Origin of the sequence: Williamsia sterculiae, from assembly GCF_900156495.1 — a bacterium.
GTDB lineage: Bacteria > Actinomycetota > Actinomycetes > Mycobacteriales > Mycobacteriaceae > Williamsia_B > Williamsia_B sterculiae.
On the sequence record NZ_FTNT01000003.1, the window covers coordinates 184,611 to 203,773 of the forward strand.

The 19,163-nt window shown below is 69.7% G+C and carries 13 protein-coding genes and 1 pseudogene; 13 read left to right on the forward strand and 1 reads right to left on the reverse strand.

Going from position 1 to position 19,163, the window contains the following annotated elements; translation table 11 throughout:
* The first annotated feature begins 192 nt into the window (after positions 1–192).
* From aspS to aroB, 13 genes and pseudogenes are all read left to right on the forward strand, one after another.
* Entirely contained in the window at positions 193–2,025 is a 1,833-nt protein-coding gene (gene aspS, locus BW971_RS06475; protein ID WP_076477723.1) for an aspartate--tRNA ligase, read from the forward strand.
* A 58-nt stretch (positions 2,026–2,083) separates the two neighbouring features.
* Positions 2,084–4,801 (forward strand): circularly permuted type 2 ATP-grasp protein, encoded by a 2,718-nt coding sequence (locus BW971_RS06480; protein ID WP_076477725.1) that lies wholly within the window; start codon positions 2,084–2,086, stop codon positions 4,799–4,801.
* Positions 4,798–5,727 (forward strand): transglutaminase family protein, encoded by a 930-nt coding sequence (locus tag BW971_RS06485; protein ID WP_407701200.1) that lies wholly within the window; start codon positions 4,798–4,800, stop codon positions 5,725–5,727. The genes BW971_RS06480 and BW971_RS06485 overlap by 4 nt, the downstream gene beginning before the upstream one ends.
* A 233-nt stretch (positions 5,728–5,960) precedes the next feature.
* Positions 5,961–7,091 carry a hypothetical protein gene (locus BW971_RS06490; protein WP_076477726.1) on the forward strand — a complete coding sequence of 377 codons (1,131 nt, stop codon included), beginning with the start codon at positions 5,961–5,963 and terminating at the stop codon, positions 7,089–7,091.
* Between the two features lie 9 nt (positions 7,092–7,100).
* Positions 7,101–8,480: a replication-associated recombination protein A gene (locus BW971_RS06495; RefSeq protein WP_076477728.1), complete on the forward strand. Its 1,380-nt coding sequence runs from the start codon at positions 7,101–7,103 to the stop codon at positions 8,478–8,480.
* 137 nt (positions 8,481–8,617) lie between these two features.
* The gene (alaS, locus tag BW971_RS06500; RefSeq protein WP_076477729.1) at positions 8,618–11,287 is read left to right on the forward strand and encodes an alanine--tRNA ligase; all 2,670 of its coding nucleotides are present in this window, start codon (positions 8,618–8,620) and stop codon (positions 11,285–11,287) included.
* Positions 11,284–11,763: a Holliday junction resolvase RuvX gene (gene ruvX, locus BW971_RS06505; RefSeq protein ID WP_076477731.1), complete on the forward strand. Its 480-nt coding sequence runs from the start codon at positions 11,284–11,286 to the stop codon at positions 11,761–11,763. The genes alaS and ruvX overlap by 4 nt, the downstream gene beginning before the upstream one ends.
* On the forward strand, positions 11,760–14,021 hold the full coding sequence (locus BW971_RS06510) for an endolytic transglycosylase MltG (protein ID WP_076477732.1): 2,262 nt from the start codon (positions 11,760–11,762) through the stop codon (positions 14,019–14,021). Before ruvX ends, BW971_RS06510 begins: the two co-directional genes overlap by 4 nt.
* Before the next feature lie 4 nt (positions 14,022–14,025).
* A complete protein-coding gene (locus BW971_RS06515) occupies positions 14,026–14,886 on the forward strand; it encodes a shikimate dehydrogenase (protein ID WP_076477734.1) in 861 nt (286 codons plus the stop codon).
* Positions 14,887–15,181: 295 nt separating this feature from the next.
* A complete protein-coding gene (locus BW971_RS06520) occupies positions 15,182–15,598 on the forward strand; it encodes a prepilin peptidase (protein ID WP_076477736.1) in 417 nt (138 codons plus the stop codon).
* 64 nt (positions 15,599–15,662) lie between these two features.
* On the forward strand, positions 15,663–16,871 hold the full coding sequence (aroC, locus tag BW971_RS06525; RefSeq protein ID WP_076478244.1) for a chorismate synthase: 1,209 nt from the start codon (positions 15,663–15,665) through the stop codon (positions 16,869–16,871).
* A 20-nt stretch (positions 16,872–16,891) separates the two neighbouring features.
* Positions 16,892–17,356, forward strand: a pseudogene (locus tag BW971_RS21850) (shikimate kinase); the annotation flags it as partial.
* Between the two features lie 51 nt (positions 17,357–17,407).
* A complete protein-coding gene (aroB, locus tag BW971_RS06530; RefSeq protein ID WP_234974293.1) occupies positions 17,408–18,523 on the forward strand; it encodes a 3-dehydroquinate synthase in 1,116 nt (371 codons plus the stop codon).
* 91 nt (positions 18,524–18,614) lie between these two features.
* Here the strand turns inward: aroB and BW971_RS06535 are convergent, their stop codons facing one another.
* Positions 18,615–19,154, reverse strand: a complete 540-nt coding sequence (locus BW971_RS06535; protein ID WP_076477738.1) for a B-4DMT family transporter — start codon at positions 19,152–19,154, stop codon at positions 18,615–18,617.
* Positions 19,155–19,163 lie beyond the last annotated feature (9 nt).

Consider the following 19,163-nt stretch of genomic DNA (forward strand, 5'->3'; position numbering starts at 1 on the left):
GTCGGCGCCCCATCGTGTCCCCGCGCCGGTCGGCGCCGATCCGAATCATCTCACCATGTCGGTACTCCGTACGATGACGGACGGACAATGTGCCGGGGCAGCCCCGCGCGCGTCCCGCCGGTCGTGTCCTCCTCACCCGGCGGTGTGACGCCGACGGACCCCCGGGTGATGGCTAGGAAAGGACCTCCACCAGTGCTGCGCAGCAATCTCGCCGGCTCGTTGCGGATGCAGAACGCCTCCGACGTCGTGACCGTGGCCGGGTGGGTGGCCCGTCGACGTGACCACGGCGGTGTCATCTTCATCGACCTGCGGGACAGCTCCGGCGTGGTGCAGGTGGTCTTCCGTGCCGAGGCGATCGCCGAACAGGCCCATCGGTTGCGCGCCGAGTACTGCGTACAGGTGACCGGGGTGGTCGAGGCCCGACCCGAGGGCAGCGCCAACCCGGCCCTGGCCTCCGGTGAGATCGAGATCAACGCCACCGAGTTGACCGTCCTGAACGAGTCGGCACCACTGCCGTTCCAGCTGGACGAGCAGCCCGGCGAGGAGACCCGCCTGCGCTACCGCTATCTCGACCTGCGACGGTCCGGTCCGGCGGCCGCACTGAAACTGCGGTCCGCGGCGAACTCCGCGGCTCGAGGTGTGCTGGAGGCTCACGACTTCGTGGAGGTGGAGACCCCCACCCTGACCCGGTCGACGCCGGAGGGTGCCCGCGACTTCCTCGTCCCGGCCCGACTGCAACCGGGCGACTTCTATGCCCTGCCGCAGAGTCCGCAGCTGTTCAAGCAGCTGCTCATGGTCGCGGGGGTGGAGCGCTACTTCCAGATCGCCCGGTGTTACCGCGACGAGGACTTCCGCGCCGACCGGCAGCCCGAGTTCACCCAGCTCGACGTCGAGCTCAGCTTCGTCGACCAGGACGACGTCATCAAGGTCGCCGAGGACATCCTGGTGGCCGTGTGGCGACTCATCGGCCACGAGATCTCGACCCCCATCCCGCGGATGACCTACGCCGAGGCGATGCGCCGGTTCGGCAGCGACAAGCCGGACCTGCGGTTCGGTGTGGAGCTCGTCGAGTGCACCGACTTCTTCGCCGACACCCCGTTCCGGGTGTTCCAGGCGCCCTACGTCGGCGCCGTGGTGATGCCCGGGGGCGCCGGTCAGCCGCGTCGTCAGCTCGACGCCTGGCAGGAATGGGCCAAGCAGCGCGGTGCACGGGGACTGGCCTACGTCCTCGTCGGTGAGGACGGCACGCTCGGCGGCCCCGTCGCCAAGAACCTGTCCGATGCCGAACGCGCCGGTCTGGCCGATCACGTCGAGGCCCGGCCGGGCGACTGTGTGTTCTTCGCCGCCGGTCCCGCGAAGGCGCAGCGTGCGCTGCTCGGTGCCGCCCGGGGCGAGATCGCCCAGCGACTCGGCCTGATCGACGACAACGACTGGGCGTTCACCTGGGTGGTCGACGCGCCGTTGTTCGAACCCGTCGAGGACGCCACCGCCGGCGGCGACGTCGCGGTGGGCACGGGTGCGTGGACCGCGGTGCACCACGCCTTCACCTCACCCACACCGGAGTCGATGGACATCCTCGAATCCGATCCCGGCGCGGCCCTGGCCTACGCCTACGACATCGTCTGCAACGGCAACGAGATCGGCGGCGGCAGCATTCGTATCCACCGCCGTGACGTGCAGGAGCGGGTGTTCCGGATCATGGGCATCGACGACGCACAGGCACAGGAGAAATTCGGGTTCCTGCTCGACGCCTTCGCCTTCGGCGCCCCGCCGCACGGGGGAATCGCCTTCGGCTGGGACCGCATCACCGCACTCCTGGCCGGTCAGGCCTCCATCCGCGAGGTCATCGCCTTCCCCAAGTCCGGCGGTGGGGTGGACCCGCTGACCGATGCCCCCGCGCCGATCACCGCAGCGCAGCGCAAGGAATCGGGTATCGACGCGACGCCCAAGCCTCGCGGCGACGGGTCCGTCGGCACCCCTGACGGCGCGAGCACGGGCAACGGGGACGAGTCGACCCCGCGGTGACCGCGCGCCACGGGGTTCCGGCGAGACCCCTCCCGCGGTGCACACGTACAGTTCTCCGGTGACTTCTTCACCGGTGCGACTCGGTGACCGGGCGGACCGCGACGACAGATCGCTCGACACCTACCGCGCCCAGCGGTCCGGGGATGCGCCCGGGACCGGAGACGAGATGCTCGAACCGGACGGTGAGATCCGGTCGGTGTGGGCGGATCTCATCGGTACGTTCGCACGTACCGGCGACAGCGGACTCCGGCAGGCCACGCAGCGGGTGGCCGCAACCGTCCGCGACGACGGCATCACCTACAACGCCCACACCGCCGCCGACACCACCCAGACCCGCAGTTGGGTCCTCGACAGCATCCCGCTGGCGATCGACGGTGCGGAATGGGCTGGGTTGGAGCGGGGCCTGGCCCAGCGCGCGCTGCTCCTCGACGCCCTGCTGACCGACATCTACGGCGAGCAGCGAACCATCGCCACCGGCCTGCTGCCTCCCGAACTCGTCTACGGCCACCCCGGTTATCTACGCAAGGCGGCCCGGCTGCCCACCCCGGGTCCGCACGCATTGTTTTTGCACGCCGCCGACATCGGACGCACGGCCTCGGGCGAGTTCGTCGTCTACGCCGATCGCACCCAGGCACCGTCCGGGATCGGTTACGCCATTGCCGACCGCCGGGTGCTGTCGCGGGCTTTTCCGCGGATGTTCGGCCGATTCGGTCCGCGTCCCATCGCCGGCTTCATCGCGGCCCTGCGGTCGGCGCTGATCGGCTGCGCCCCCGACGACGTCACCGAACCGACGGTCGCGGTGCTGAGCCCGGGCAGCCTGTCGGAGACCGCCTTCGACCAGGCGCATCTGGCGTCGGTGCTCGGCTTCCCGCTGGTCGAGGCGGCGGACCTGGTGGTCCGCGACGGTGGGCTCTACATGCGTTCGCTGGGCCGGTTCAAGCGGGTCGACGTACTGCTGCGGCGAGTGGACGCCCCGTGGGTCGACCCGTTGGACCTGCGCAGCGACTCGCGGCTCGGGGTGGCCGGACTGGTGGAGATCATCGCCAGGGGACAGGTCGGCGTGGTCAACACGCTGGGTAGCGGGGTGCTGGAGAATCCCGCCCTGCACACGCTGCTGCCGCGACTCGCGCCGGCGCTCATCGACGAGGACCTGCTGATGGGTTCGGTCTCCACCTGGTGGGCCGGCGACCCGACGCAGCGGACCGTCATCCGCGACGACGCGGCGTCACTGGTGCTCACCAACTTCCACACCGGCGAGGAGTTCGTCGGCCCGTTGCAGTCCGCGCGACGGATCGACGAACTCCGCGCCCGGGTCGAGGCCGAGACCTGGCAGTGGACCGCGCGTGGCATGGAGCACTATTCGGTGGCCCCGTCGGTTGTACCCGGCGGTTCCGGTGCACAGTTGCTCCGGCCCGCGCCGGTCGGGTTGCGCAGTTTCGCCGTCGCCCAGACCGGCGGATACGCGGTGATGCCGGGCGGGCTGGGCCAGGTCCTCGCCGACGGGCCGCTGGGTGCGGCGATGGTCTCCGTCGCGGGCAAGGATGTGTGGGTCAGCAGCGAGTCGTCGGCACCCACCCGCATCACCGACACCCAGTCGACTCCCGCCGACGCGGTGGAACCGTCCGGCGGGGCCGAGTCGTCGTGGGCGTCGCCGCGCGTGGTGTCGGACCTGTTCTGGCTCGGTCGCTACGGCGAACGGGCCGAGGTCGCCAACCGGTTGCTCAAGGTGGTCCGCGAACGGTACGAGGACTACCGGTTCCGGCCGTGGATGAACGGCACCCGGTCGATGCCGCTGCTGCTCATCGCCGCGGCCACCGTCACCGCGAACCCGCAGCTCGTCGCCGACGTGGACGCCGCGACCCCACCCGACGACGACGACGTCTCCGAGGCGTTGACCGTCATCGCGGAGCTCACCGTCGCCAGACACGTGCCGGGTACCGTCGCGCACTCCACCGACCGTCTCACCGCGTCCGCCCGTGCCGTCCGCGACCAGTTGTCCACCAGCACCTGGATGGTGCTGAGCAGCGTCGACCGCGCGCTGAACACCCTGCGCTCGGTGTTGCACCCGGAGTCCTCATCGCCCCGGGTCGGGGTACCCCGCGCCGACCGTGGTGAGGCGTCCAGCGACGACGCGGGCCCCGAACTCGACGTCGTCGAACTCGGTCGTGCGCAGAGCGAGGTGCTCAACGGGTTGCTCGCCCTGACCGGTCTGCAGGCCGAGTCGATGGTGCACGACCCGGGTTGGCTGTTCATGGACATGGGTCGCCGTCTCGAACGGGGGATCACGCTGGCCGATCTCAACCGCGTGGTGCTCGACATCCGGCACGACCCCGATACCGAACAGGCTCTGTTGGAGGCGTACCTGGTGGCCAACGAGTCGAGCGTCATCTACCGACGCCGCAACCGCGGCATCATCCGCCCGGTGGCGGTGCTGGCTCTGTTGCTGTTCGACGAGACCAACCCGCGGTCGATGATCTTCCAGCTCACCGGTATCCGCGGCGACCTGGTCGGGCTGCCCGAGGAGATCCGGTCGGCCCCGGCCGAGCGCATCGTCGAGGATCTGATCGCCGAACTCCGTCGGGTGGACCCGACCGATCTGGTCGCCGTCGCCGGTGACGGGCGTCGCGAGTTGCTCACCGAGTTGATGACCACCATCGGCGACGGTCTGCGTGAGCTGTCGACGGTGCTCGGGCGGACGCGTTTCGCGCCGCCCGCCGACCTGCAGCCGCTGTGGGGTGGCGGTCTGTGGGGCGCCAGTGGAGATGAGGTGGGATGAACCCCGCCCGTGACATCCCCGCCCGTGACATCCCCGCGCGCAGTTACCTGGTCACCCACGTCACCGACTACTCCTACGACGACACGGTGACCTCCTCCTACGGCCGCTGCCACCTCACCCCGCAGGATCTGCCCGGACAACGGGTGCTCGAGACGGAGGTGACCATCGACCCGCACCCCGACGATCGCTCCACCGGTATCGATGTCTTCGGCAACGTCGACACGTACTTCCACGTCCGCACCCCGCACACCCGGCTGACCGTGACCGCGCGGACGCGGGTGGACGTCGACCCGCTCGACCCGGCGCTGGTCACCGGTGGCGCCGCCCTGCGACCGTGGGAGTCGGCGCGACCGACCGCTCGGGCGGGCGGGTCCGATGCGCTGGCGGTCGAGTTCGTCCTCGACCTCACCCCTCCGGAGATCACCGATGCCGTCCGTGCCTACGCCGCCCCCACTTTTCGTCCCGGTCGCCCGCTCATCGACGTCGTCACCGAGCTGACCACCCGGATCAACACCGACTTCACCTACCGGTCGGGGTCCACCGCGATCTCCACCCGGGTCGACACCGTGATGGACCGACGCGAGGGGGTCTGTCAGGACTTCGCACGGGTGGCCATCGCCTGCCTGCGATCCCAGGGTCTCGCCGCGCGGTATGTCTCGGGGTACCTGGCCACGGATCCGCCGCCCGGACGCGACCGGATGGTCGGTGCCGACGCCAGTCACGCCTGGGCGGCGGTGTGGCTGCCCGGTGGCACCTGGCTCCCGTTCGATCCGACGAATGACAAACTGGTCGACGAACGACACGTCACCGTCGCCTGGGGCCGGGATTACGACGACGTCCCGCCCCTGCGCGGGGTCATCTACACCGACTCGCGGCGCAGCAAGATCGACGTGTCGGTGGATGTCGCGCCGGTGTCGCCGACGTGATCACCGACCCGCGACATCACGACCGCGTGGAGGGCACCGCGCCCCGGGTGCGGACTCGTCGCGATCCGAATCGGCGCGGTGGCGACGACCTGCACGAGCGGTGACTCCGGTGACCACGGCCGGGGTGTTCGTTCGACGGGTTGGCGTAGGTTGGGGTGCGATGAGACAGGGCCAGACATGAGACCCGGACGACACCGGACGCCCGGGTACACGGCGAACCGAGGGGACGTTCGATGACGGTGGTGGTCGACCATCGCATCGCCGGGGCGGTGCACACGGCCGAGAAGGTGTTGTCGATGCGGGCGGGTACCGCGGTCACGCTGGCAGAACCGGAAGACCTCGGCGGCAGTGGACGTACCCACGTGGTCCGCGTCCGGGTCGCGCAGAACCCGCTGTCGATGGACCGTTCGCTGGTCATCAAGGCGTTGCCCGACGACGAGCCGATGGACGCATTCAACCGGGAACTGGTGTCTTACAAGTACGCGACCGCATTACCCAGTGATTCCCGCCCTGGACCGCAGTTGGTCGCCTATGACAGCGACGAGCGGACCATCGTGCTCAGCGACCTCGGTCACGGCCGCGCGATGGCCGACCTGCTGCACAGCCCGGAACAGACCGACATCGACCGGGCGATCAGCGCCTGGGGGCAGGCGCTCGGCCGGATGCATGCCGCGACCGTCGGCGGCGAGCACGATTTCGCGGCACTCCTACGGTGGAGCAACGGCGGCCGCGCCGTCGACGGGTTGTGGGAGCAGGCGAAGTCGGCGGCCGAGGTCGCCGACACCGTGCTGACCGACCAGTTCGGCCTGCCGCCGGTACCGGGGGTGCTGGAGGTGCTCGACGAGGGCTGCTCGTTGTTCGTCGAGGGCGATCACCGGGCGTTCAGCCCGTCGGATGTGGGCCCCGAGAACATCATGATCAACGACTCCGGGGTGCAGTTCCTCGACTACGAGTGGGGCGGTTTCCGCGACGCGACACTCGACATCGCCTACGCGGTGGTGACATTCGGTCCGCACCTGGCCTCGCAGTGGGCCGACCGCACGCCGGCGTTGGAGACTGCGATGGTCGATGCCTGGCGTTCGGAGGTCCAGGCCATCTGGCCGTCGCTGGGTCACGACCGCGAACTGCGGCGCAAGGTGTTCGCCGCCCGCGCGATGTGGGTGTGGCTGTCGACGGTGTGGATGTTGCCGGTCGACGTCAACCGCGACGAGCAGCAACACGGACTGGCCCTGTTCGCCTCCGATCCGCATGTCATCGTGCAGCGCTGGCGGGACCTGTCGCGAGCGGCCCAGGGACTGCACGACGGTTGGGCCGCATACGCCGCCGAGGTGGCTGACGCGCTCGACGCGTCCTGGTTGTCCTAGGTCGCGCTCATGACCGGTGAGGATTTCGGCCTCTTCCAGATCACCATCGGAGAGGACGATCGGCCGTCGGGCCCGAGCGCGGTGCCCGCATCGGCGCCGCTCGCCGTGCGGATGCGGCCCCGCAGCCTCGACGAGATCGTCGGACAGACCCATCTGCTGACCCCGGGTTCGCCGTTGCGACGCCTGATCGACGGATCCGGGGCGGCATCGGTGCTGCTCTACGGGCCGCCGGGCACCGGGAAGACCACCATGGCCTCGCTCATCTCCACCGCGACGGGCGGTCGGTTCGAGGCGCTCTCGGCCCTCTCGTCCGGGGTCAAGGAGGTGCGCGCGGTGATCGACACGGCTCGCCGCCGGTTGGCCGGCGGCCGGCAGACGGTGCTGTTCATCGACGAGGTGCATCGCTTCTCCAAGACGCAGCAGGACGCCCTGCTCGACGCGGTGGAGAACCGGATCGTGCTGCTCGTCGCGGCCACCACCGAGAACCCGAGCTTCAGTGTGGTCTCACCGTTGTTGTCGCGGTCGCTGGTGTTGCAACTGACTCCGCTGTCGGATGGCGACCTCACCGAGTTGCTGGGTCGCGCGGTGGCCGACGAGCGGGGGCTGGCCGGGGCGGTGGTGCTGGCCGAGGACGCGCTCGACCACCTGGTGTCGTTGTCCGGAGGTGACGCGCGGAGGGGTTTGACCGCACTCGAGGCGGCGGCGGGGGCGGCGCTCGATCGTGACGGTGACGGTGACCCGGTGGTGGTCACCCTCGCCGACGTGGAGTCGGCGGTCGATCGCGCGGCGGTGCGCTACGACCGCGACGGCGACCAGCATTACGACGTGATCAGTGCGTTCATCAAGTCGATCCGCGGTTCCGATGTCGACGCCGCGGTGCACTACCTGGCCCGGATGATCACGGCGGGGGAGGATCCTCGCTTCATCGCCCGGCGACTGATGATCCACGCCAGCGAGGACATCGGCATGGCGGATCCGACGGCGTTGCAGACCGCGGTCGCCGCCGCGCAGGTGGTGGCACTGGTGGGGATGCCGGAAGCGAGACTGGCGCTGACGCAGGCGACCATCCACCTGGCGACCGCGCCCAAGTCGGGCGGGGTCGTGTCGGCCATCGGCGCCGCCATGGCCGATGTCGCAGCGGGGAAGGCCGGGCTGGTGCCGCCGCATCTGCGCGACGGTCACTACCCCGGTGCGAAGTCCCTCGGCAACGCGCAGGGATATCTGTACCCGCACGACGACCCGGACGGGGTCGTCGCCCAGCAGTACCCACCCGATCAGCTGGTCGGGGTGGACTACTACGAACCCACCGACCACGGATACGAACGGGAGATCGGTGGTCGGCTGAAGCGGTTGCGCAGCATCGTGCGCGGTCGTCGGCGCGCTCGCTGACCACCGGCGGGTCGTCGGCGTGTCACCGGTAGGGTGGACTCGCCCCGACGACGGACGCCCCACGCGACCGCCGAGGCGACGAGGATCCCCCGGGCGCCGCACCGCCGCGCCCACGAACAGCCAGTGAGGGCAGCGCAGTGCAGACGCATGAGATCAGGAAGCGATTCCTCGATCACTTCATCCGTGCCGGACACACCGAGGTGCCGAGTGCGTCGTTGATCCTCGACGACCCGAACCTGCTGTTCGTCAACGCCGGCATGGTGCCGTTCAAGCCGTACTTCCTCGGCGACCAGACACCGCCGTGGGACCGCGCCACGAGCATCCAGAAGGTGGTCCGCACCCTCGACATCGATGAGGTCGGCAAGACCACCCGGCACAACACCTTCTTCCAGATGGCGGGCAACTTCTCTTTCGGCGACTATTTCAAGCGTGAGGCCATCACCTTCGCCTGGTCGTTGCTCACCGACCCGGTCGACCAGGGTGGATACGGCATCGACCCGCAACGACTGTGGCCCACCGTCTATCTCGACGACGACGAGGCGTACGCCATCTGGCGTGACGAGATCGGCGTCCCTGGCGACCGCATCCAGCGCCGCGGGCTCGCCGACAACTACTGGTCGATGGGTGTTCCCGGGCCCTGCGGACCGTGTTCGGAGATCTTCTACGACCGCGGACCCGACTACGGCGTCGAGGGTGGACCCGAGGCCGACGAGGACCGCTACATCGAGATCTGGAATCTCGTGTTCATGCAGAACGAACGCGGCGAGGGCACGAGCAAGGACGACTACCCGATCCTGGGCCCGCTGCCGCGCCGCAACATCGACACCGGTCTCGGGATCGAGCGCCTCGCCTGCATCCTGCAGGGTGTCGACAACGTCTACGAGACGGATCTGGTCGAGCCGGTGATCGAGACCGCGGAGGCGGCCACCGGCCGTCGCTACGGGGCGGGCAACCACGACGACGACGTGCGGTTCCGGGTGATCGCCGACCACGCCCGCACCGCGTCGATGCTCATCGCGGACGGGGTGCGCCCCGGCAACGACGGCCGCGGTTACGTGCTGCGCCGGTTGCTGCGCCGCATCGTGCGATCGGCACGGCTGCTCGGCGCCACCGAACCGACGATGGGGGCGTTCATCGAGACCGTCCGCGCGACGATGTCACCGTCGTATCCGGAGCTCGACCTGCAGGCCGAGCGAATAGCCGAGATCGCCGTCACCGAGGAGTCCGCGTTCCTGCGCACCCTGAACGCGGGGTCGTCGTTGTTCACCGATGCCGCCGAGGCGACCAGGGAACAGGGTCGGGACCGGATCAGCGGGGCCGACGCGTTCGCTCTGCACGACACCTACGGCTTCCCGATCGATCTGACGCTGGAGATGGCCGCCGAGGCCGGACTCCAGGTCGACGAGGGCGGTTTCGCCGAGCTGATGCAGGAGCAGCGCGATCGTGCCAAGGCCGACGCCGGTGCCCGCAAACACGGGCACGCCGACATGTCGGTGTACCGCGAGTTCCTCGACCGCGGGCCGACTCTCTTCACCGGGTTCGACGAGTTGGTGACCGACGCACACGTGCTCGGGTTGGTCGTCGACGGCCGGCGCGTCCCCATCGCCACCGCGGGGCAGGAGGTGGAGGTCATCCTCGACCGCACCCCGCTCTACGCCGAGTCCGGCGGCCAGATCGCCGACGTCGGCACCATCACCAACGGACCCGGCACCAAACTCGTCGTCCGCGACGTGCAGAAGGTCGCCAAGTCGGTGTGGTTGCACCGTGTGTACGTCGAGGAGGGGGAGATCGCCGAGGGGGACGAGGTGCTCGCCCAGGTCGATCCGGCATGGCGACACGGGGCCACCCAGGGCCATTCCGGAACCCACCTGGTGCACGCCGCGCTGCGACAGGTGCTCGGACCGGGAGCCACCCAGGCCGGGTCGCTGAACCGCCCCGGTTATCTACGCTTCGACTTCAACGCCAACGCCCCGGTGACCGAGTCGCAGCGTACGGAGATCGAGGAGATCGCCAACGGCGCCGTGGAGTCGAACTACCCGGTGCACACCTTCGAGACCGGCCTCGAGGAGGCCAAGGCGATGGGTGCGATGGCGTTGTTCGGTGAGAACTACGGCGACGTGGTCCGCGTGGTCGACATCGGCGGGCCGTTCTCGATGGAGTTGTGCGGCGGCACCCACGTGGGATCGTCGTCGCAGGTCGGCCCGATCACCTTGCTCGGCGAGTCGTCCATCGGGTCGGGTGTCCGCCGCGTCGAGGCCTACGTGGGCATGGACTCGTTCCGACACCTGTCCCGGGAGCGGGCGCTGCTCGCCGGACTCGCCTCGTCACTGAAGGTGCCCTCCGAGCAGGTGCCGGACCGGGTGGAGAATCTCGTCGCCCGGCTGCGTGACGCGGAGAAACAGCTGGAGCGGCTGCGCGCCGAGCAGGCTCGAGCGTCCATCGGCGGGCTGATCGACAGCGCCGTCCGGGTGGGCGACGTGCTGGTGGTCGGCGGACGGGTCGCCGACGGGCTCGACGCCAACAATCTGCGTGGACTGGCCACCGACCTGCGGGGTCGGCTCGCATCCGACACCGCCGTGATCGCGCTGTTCTCGCAGACCGACGGCAAGGTGCCGTTCGTGGTGACCACGACCGAGGCGGCCCGCGACCACGGGCTGCGCGCAGGTGACGTCGTCAAGGCGATCGGACCGGCGGTCGGAGGTCGTGGTGGCGGCAAGCCCGACCTCGCCCAGGGGTCGGGGACCGACGCCACGGGCATCGACCGCGCACTGGGCGAGCTGCGCGACCTCGCGGCGAAGGCCGGATGACCGCGTTCTCCCGGGGACGCCGCGTCGGTGTCGACGTCGGCAGTGTCCGCGTCGGCGTGGCGATCAGTGATCCGGACGGGATCCTCGCCACACCGGTGGAGACCGTGGCCCGAGGTCGCGGCGACGTCGAGCGGATCGCCGGCATCGTCGACGAGTACGAGGCGGTCGGCGTGGTGGTGGGGCTGCCCCGCACGTTGCGCGGCGAACGCGGCCGTGCCGCCGACGAGGCCGACCGATTCGCGCAGGTCATCGCCGCGCGGGTCGCGCCGGTGCCGGTGGAGTTCGCCGACGAACGGTTCAGTACCGTCACCGCGTCGCAGGCGATGCGGGCCAGCGGGCGGTCGGCGAAAACGCAACGCGCCGAGATCGATCAGGCGGCTGCGGTGACCATTCTGCAAGGATGGTTGGACCTGCGTCGTTCGCAGGCCGCGGCAGCGTCCGGAGCGGGCGAGACGAACGAGGGAGATCCAGCGTGAGCGAGCATCCGCGCGGCAGTCACCGCCGCGAACGCCGCTCAGACGTCGACGACGAGCGGCTGCGGTACTTCACCCAGGGCACTCGTGCCCCTGGTGTGGGCCACCGACACCGCCACGGCGGTAGCGCACCGACCTCGGAGTGGACGGGTCCCGCGGCTCGTTACCGCGGCGATCCGCCACCCTCCGACCGTTCCGCTCCCCGCGAGTCCGTGCGACCACAGACTCCTGACCCCGACCTGCACGACACCGACACACGAGTCCAGGACGCCGACGGCCCGGACACCGCCGCGACGGTGTCCTCGAATGGTCACGCTCCGGTCGCCGACCCGCAGGACGACGTGACTCGACCGGCGATCGACGAGCGCACGCAGTCCGAGCACGACGACGCCGCCCGCGTGGCCGACGCCGTCCGCGTGGCCGACGCCGGAGGGGTCGTCGTCGGTGCCGATATCGTCCACGGTGACCCGGACGAGTCCGCCACCGAACCTGATCAGGACGGCGAGCCGTTCCGGGACACCGGTTCGGACGTGAACGGTGCGTCGGAGCAGAACACCCACGAGCCGGAGACCGCACGCAGCGACGGCAAGGACCTCCCCACCCGCAGCAGTCGGCCGCAGTCGGCACCGGATGACAGCCGCACATCTTCCGGCGAGGGGTCCGACTCCGACCGGCGACGCACCGCCCGACTGCGGCCGTTCCGCGCGGGCGGCGAAGACCTCGGCAGCGTTCGGCCCGACGACGCACCCCCTGCGGTCGCCGAGTTCGACCGCGCCGACGACGCCGCGACCGAGAGCACCACGACCGACAGCACCACGACGCGTCGTGGTGCCGCGCTGCGACCTGTCGTCGAACCGGATTCGGACCGCGAACCGGGGTCAGACGACCGACCCGACGTAGCATCCGGCGACCGTCGCGACCGGGTGTCGGTGGGCGACGGCCGAGGCGGCGACCATCGCCCGCCGCGGCCCTCCACCGCTCGGTCGGGTTCGTATCCCGCACCGACTCGCGACTCCGCATCCAGACCGGTGGAACCGGTACACGACTCACGACCGGTCACGGACATCCCGCGACGTCGCCCGACGGATGCCGGTGCGAGTCGTCGCGAACAGATCACCCGGAAGCGGCGACGCGGTGCGGTGTTGGCCGTGGCGTTGGTGGTGATGCTCGCGGTGGTCGGCGGAGTGGCCTACCTCGGGCTCGAGCGAACCGGGTTCTTCGTCAATGATGACGACTACTCGAACACCGCGGGCACCTCCGATGTGCTCGTGCAGATCCCGGCCGACTCCACCCTCACCGATTTCGGCCGGATCCTGCAGAAGGACAAGGTGGTGGGCAGTGTGAAGGCGTTCACCGATGCCGCCGACGGCCGTGGGATAGAGGCCGGGTACTACCGTCTGCGTACCGAGATCCCGGCCAAGACCGCGGTGTCGATGCTCGGGGACAGCAACAACCGCGTCGGCAGGCTCTCCATCCCCGCCGGTCGACAACTCGACACCAAACCCAATGCCGACGGCACGAACAACCCCGGTTTGTTCGCGCTCATCGCCGACGCCATGAGCTACGAGATCAACGGTGACAAGCACGAGGTCACGATCGAGCAACTGGCCCAGGCCGCGGCAACGGCTTCGCCCGAGGAACTCGGTGTCCCCGATTGGGCGACGTCGAAGGTCCGGAGCCTCACCGGCGATCACCGTCGCGTCGAGGGTCTCATCGCCCCGGTGTCGTGGGAGGCGGTCGATCCCGACGAGACCCCCGTACAGGTCCTGCACACTCTGATCTCGGGCAGTGCTGAGTACTTCCAGCAGTGGGGTCTCGACGACAACGCTTCCGGTCTGTCGCCCTACGACACGTTGACCGCGGCGTCGATCGTCGAGAAGGAGGCATCGGGAACACCCGAGCAGGTGAAGGCCAAGGTCGCGCGCGTGATCCTCAACCGGCTCAAGGACAACCAGCGTCTGGAGATGGACTCCACCGCGAACTACACCGCCGCGGTGCAGAACATCGATGTGGCGGGCGATGCCTATTCGGCGCCCACCCAGTGGAACACCTACCAGCGCTTCGGTTTACCTGCGACACCCGTCGGATCGGTGGGACAGGATTCGCTCACTGCGGCCGCCAATCCGCCGCAGGGCAACTGGTTGTTCTTCGTCACCGTCGACCGCACCGGCAAGACCCTCTTCGCCGACAACTACGAGGACCACAAGCGCAACCGCGAGCAGGCCTGCCGCAGTGGACTGCTCACCGTCGGCTGCGACTGACGCAATGGCCCCCGATTCCCTTCCGACCGAACCCCCACCCGCCTCCGGACGCAAGGCAGCCGTGGTCGGATCACCCGTCGGACACTCCCGGTCGCCCGATCTGCACCGCGCGGCCTACGCCGCACTCGGCCTCGACGACTGGTCCTACGACCGTATCGACTGTGACGCCGACGGATTCGCCGCCATGCTCACCGCACTGGGACCCGAGTGGGTCGGGCTGTCGGTGACCATGCCGGACAAGATGGTCGCCCTGGCCACGGCCACCACGGCCACCGCGCGCGCCCGGATCGTCGGATCGGCGAACACCCTCATCCGCACACCCGACGGGTGGCACGCCGACTGCACCGACATCGACGGTGTCGCCGGTGCGCTGGACGAACTCGACCGATCCGACCTCACGGACACCTCGGCCGTGATCGTCGGCGCGGGCGGGACCGCGCTGCCCGCCCTCGCCGCGCTGGGCGGTGCGGGGGTGCGGTCGGTCACCGTCGTCGCCCGCGACTCCGGCCGCGCCGCACCGGTACTGCAACTGGCGCGACAACTCGGCGTCACCGCCGACGTCGTGCCGTTCGAGCGCGGTGAGCGACTCGCCGGCCGGGCCGCGTCGTCATCGGTGCTCGTCAGCACCGTGCCCGCCGACGCAGCGGCAACCCTCGCCGCCGACCTGGCGGCCGCCACCGCCGTCGTCGACGTCATCTATCACCCGTGGCCGACGACCCTCGCCACCGCCGTGCGGGAAGCCGGCGGCACCGTGGTGGGTGGGTTGGTGATGCTGTTGAACCAGGCCTACGCACAGGTGGAGCACTTCACCGGCATGTCCGCCCCTCGCGACGCCATGGCCGCCGCCCTCGGGTCAGGTCGGTAGATCCGACCCAGGGCGTCGGGTGGCCCGGATCGGCGAGGATCCCCGACCGGTGTCGACTGCGATCACACTCTGTAGTTGTCAAGGTACGCAGCGACAAGGCAGCCGCTCGACGGAGATGATCGCGTATCCGGGATCCGAAGCCGGGGATCGTCCGTCACCGAGATCAGACCCGACGACGCCGACCATCCACTCCGGCCGGACCGGGTCCAGCACGGTGTTGTCCACAGTTCCGGACTCTCTCCACAGATTCGGATCGGTGCCACACCGACGTCTCGTCCTCCACCACGCTGCGGATATGGAACTGTGTCTCGGCGTACTCATCGGGTCGGCTGTCGTCCTCTCCGTCGGTGATCTGCGGCGACGACGCCTTCCCAACGCCGCGACCATCCCCGCAATGCTGGCGGCGACGATCATGGCGGTGTCGTCGACCCTGCGCGGTGACGTCACCGTCGGGTGCGGACTGGCAGTGGCTCTCGCGGTGTACACGGCAGGCTTCCTGACGGGCGGTTGCGGTGGGGGAGACGTGAAGCTCGCGGGAGTCCTCGGTGCGTCGGTGGGCGGGGTGATGCCGACCCTGGTGATGATCGTGCTGGCCCAGGCGGCGACGGTCGTGATCGCGGTCCTGACACGCGCACGGCGGACATCCGCGCGGCCGCATGCGCCGCCCCTCATCGCGGCGGCGATTGCCGTGGTGATCGCAACCGGCGCGTGACGTCGATACGCCGACGATCTGCGGGCGACCGGCGATGGTCCGCCGCATCGGTGTCATCCGCATCATGGAAGAATCGGGAACCGTGTTGCGATGGATGACCGCCGGCGAATCCCACGGACCGGCACTGGTAGCGGTCCTCGAGGGCATGATCGCCGGCGTCGAGGTGACGTCGGGTGACATCGCCGAACAGTTGGCCCGTCGTCGGCTCGGATACGGCCGCGGCGCGCGGATGAAGTTCGAGGCCGACAGGGTGACCGTGGTCGGGGGTGTGCGGCACGGCGTGACGATGGGTGGCCCGGTCGCCGTCGAGATCGCCAACACCGAATGGCCCAAGTGGGAGACGGTGATGGCCGCCGACCCGGTGCCCGCCGAGGAACTCGCCGACGTGGCCCGTAATGCGCCGCTGACCCGGCCGCGACCGGGGCACGCCGACTACTCGGGCATGCTCAAGTACGGCTTTGACGACGCGCGACCGGTCCTCGAGCGTGCCAGCGCCCGGGAGACCGCGGCCCGGGTGGCCGTCGGGACGGTCGCCAAGGCACTGCTGCGTCAGGTCCTCGGAGCGGAGGTGTTGTCGCACGTGATCTCGATCGGCGCGTCGGAGCCCTACACCGGTCCCACACCGGACATCAGCCGACTCACCGCCATCGACGAGAGCCCGGTGCGTGCCGCGGACGCTGCCGCCGAGGCGTCGATGATCGCGGAGATCGAGGCCGCGAAAAAGGAGGGCGACACCCTCGGCGGTGTGGTCGAGGTGGTGGTCACCGGCCTGCCCGTGGGGCTCGGGTCGCACGTCAGCGGGGACACCCGACTCGACGCGCGCCTCGCCGGTGCGCTGATGGGGATCCAGGCCATCAAGGGCGTCGAGGTCGGCGACGGCTTCGAGACCGCGCGTCGCCGAGGCAGTCAGGCCCACGACGAGATGGTTCCCGGGGCCGACGGGGTGCTCCGCTCGACCAACCGGGCGGGCGGACTCGAGGGCGGGATGACCAACGGCGAGAGCCTGCGGGTGCGGGTGGCGATGAAACCCATCTCCACCGTCCCCCGTGCGCTGTCGACGGTGGACATGTCCACCGGCGAACAGGCGACCGCGATCCATCAGCGCTCCGACGTGTGTGCGGTCCCCGCGGCGGGAGTGGTCGCCGAGGCGATGGTGGCGTTGGTCGTCGCCCAGGCCGCACTGGAGAAGTTCGGTGGTGACTCGGTGGTCGAGACCACCGGCAACGTCCACCGCTACCGCGAACTCGTCGACCAACGGATTCCGCGGTCGTGACCGACCGCGGACCCCGGGTGGTGCTGATCGGCATCATGGGTGCCGGCAAGACCACGGTGGGGGACCGCCTCGCCCGGCAGCTGGGCGTGACCCTGGTCGACACCGACCGGGAGATCGAACGCCGTACCGGCCGCTCGATCCCGACCATCTTCGCCGAGGACGGAGAGACCGCGTTCCGTGACATCGAACGTCAGGTCGTCACCGCCGTCCTGACCGAACACGACGGCGTCGTCGCACTCGGTGGTGGTTCCATCCTCACCGACGCCATCCGAGACGCGGTCCGACACCACCCCGTGGTGTACCTGCACGTCGACGCCGACACCGGGTTCGCGCGGGTCCGGCACTCCGACCGACCGCTGCTGCGCAGCGCCGACCCGGGTGCCACCTACCGGGCCCTGCACGCCGAACGCGACCCCGTCTACCGCGCCGCCGCGCACCTGGTGGTCGATGCGAGTGCCGACCCCGACCGGGTGGTCGCCGACATCACCCGGACCATCGGCGCCCCCGAACCGATGGAACACGATGACAGGAGCACGATGACGGCACCGCAACCCACCCGGATCACCGTCGCCACCGCCGATCCCTACGACGTGGTCATCGGCCGAGATCTGTCCGCCGACCTGCTCAAGGCGGTGCGCGGTGCCGACTCCGTCGCGATCATCTACCAACCACCCCTGCTCGCGACCGCCGACGCCATCCGAGAAGCGCTCAACGACAACGGTTTCGACGCGCACCGGGTGGAGATACCGGACGCCGAGGACGGCAAGGACCTGTCGGTGGCGGCTTTCTGTTGGGAGGTCTTCGGCCGCATCGGTATGAAGCGCAACGACGTGGTGGTGAGCCTCGGAGGCGGGGCGGCCACCGACCTCGCCGGATTCGTGGCCGCCACCTGGATGCGGGGGATCCCCGTGGTCCACGTCCCGACCACCCTGCTCGCCATGGTGGACGCAGCGGTCGGCGGCAAGACCGGCATCAACACCGACGCGGGTAAGAACCTGGTCGGCTCGTTCCATGAACCCCGAGCGGTGCTCGTCGACATCGACACCCTGCAGACGGTCCCGCACAACGAGATCGTCGCGGGTATGGCGGAGATCATCAAGACGGGATTCATCGCCGACCCGATGATCCTGGACCTCGTGGAGGCGGACCCGCAGGCCGCGTTGGACCCCGCCGGAGTCGTTCTGCCCGAACTCATCGAACGTTCGATACGGGTGAAGGCCGACGTGGTCGCCGCGGACCTCAAGGAGTCGTCTCTGCGGGAGATACTCAACTACGGGCACACTCTCGGTCACGCCATCGAACGGCGCGAACGCTACCGCTGGCGGCACGGTGCCGCGGTCGCCGTCGGCCTGGTCTACGCCGCCGAACTGGGACGGTTGGCCGGGCGGCTCGACGACGCCACAGCCGACCGGCACCGACAGGTGCTCGAGACCGTCGGCCTTCCCGTCGCCTACGACGCCGACGCCTTCCCCGAGTTGCTCAAGGGAATGGCCGGCGACAAGAAGAACCGGTCCGGGATGTTGCGGTTCGTGGTCCTCGACGGTCTCGCGGAGCCCGGACGACTCGAGGCGCCCGATCCGAGCCTGCTGGCCGCCGCGTATTCAGCGGTCGCGTCCGAGCAGACACCGGGAAGCGGTCCGATCCTGCTCTGACCGACGGACCACACGGTGGTGGCCGATGGACGCACGCTGTACCGGCCGGCGCGGCCCTCCGGACCACGACCGCTCCGGCGACCACTGCGGACTACTGCGCGGAGCTGTACTGCCTGCTGTGGGTGTCCCGTTCGTCGCGGCCCTCACCGTTGCTGTCCCGGTCGTCCCGGTCGTCGTCATCGCGGTCGGCGCGCTTCTGCGCCCTCCTACGCTGCGACCGGATCAGGAACCGGCCCACCGCCACCCCGGCCATCGCCGGGATGAAGACCAGCAGCGCGGTGAACGAACCACCCGCGATCAGCTCGATGAAGAAGCCGTTGTCGCCCATTCCGGCCAGCACGTGCTGAGCCAGGAGATAACACACGATGGCTGAGATGAGCCCGGTGAACAGGCCCGCCTTCAGCCACCGCATCAGCAGATCCCGGTAGTCGTCGGGCTCCTCGTGCGCGCGCGCGTCGAGGATGCCGTCGACACCGCCCCAGATCAGGGCGATCAGGATCACCACGGCCACGGCGAAGAACTTGTACGCCGTCCCGTGCAGCGGCGACTCCACCACGGCAATCGCCAACAGCACTCGAGCGGCGATGTGGACGCCGGTCATCACCAGCCCACGCAGCAACCACGCAATCATGGGCCGTAG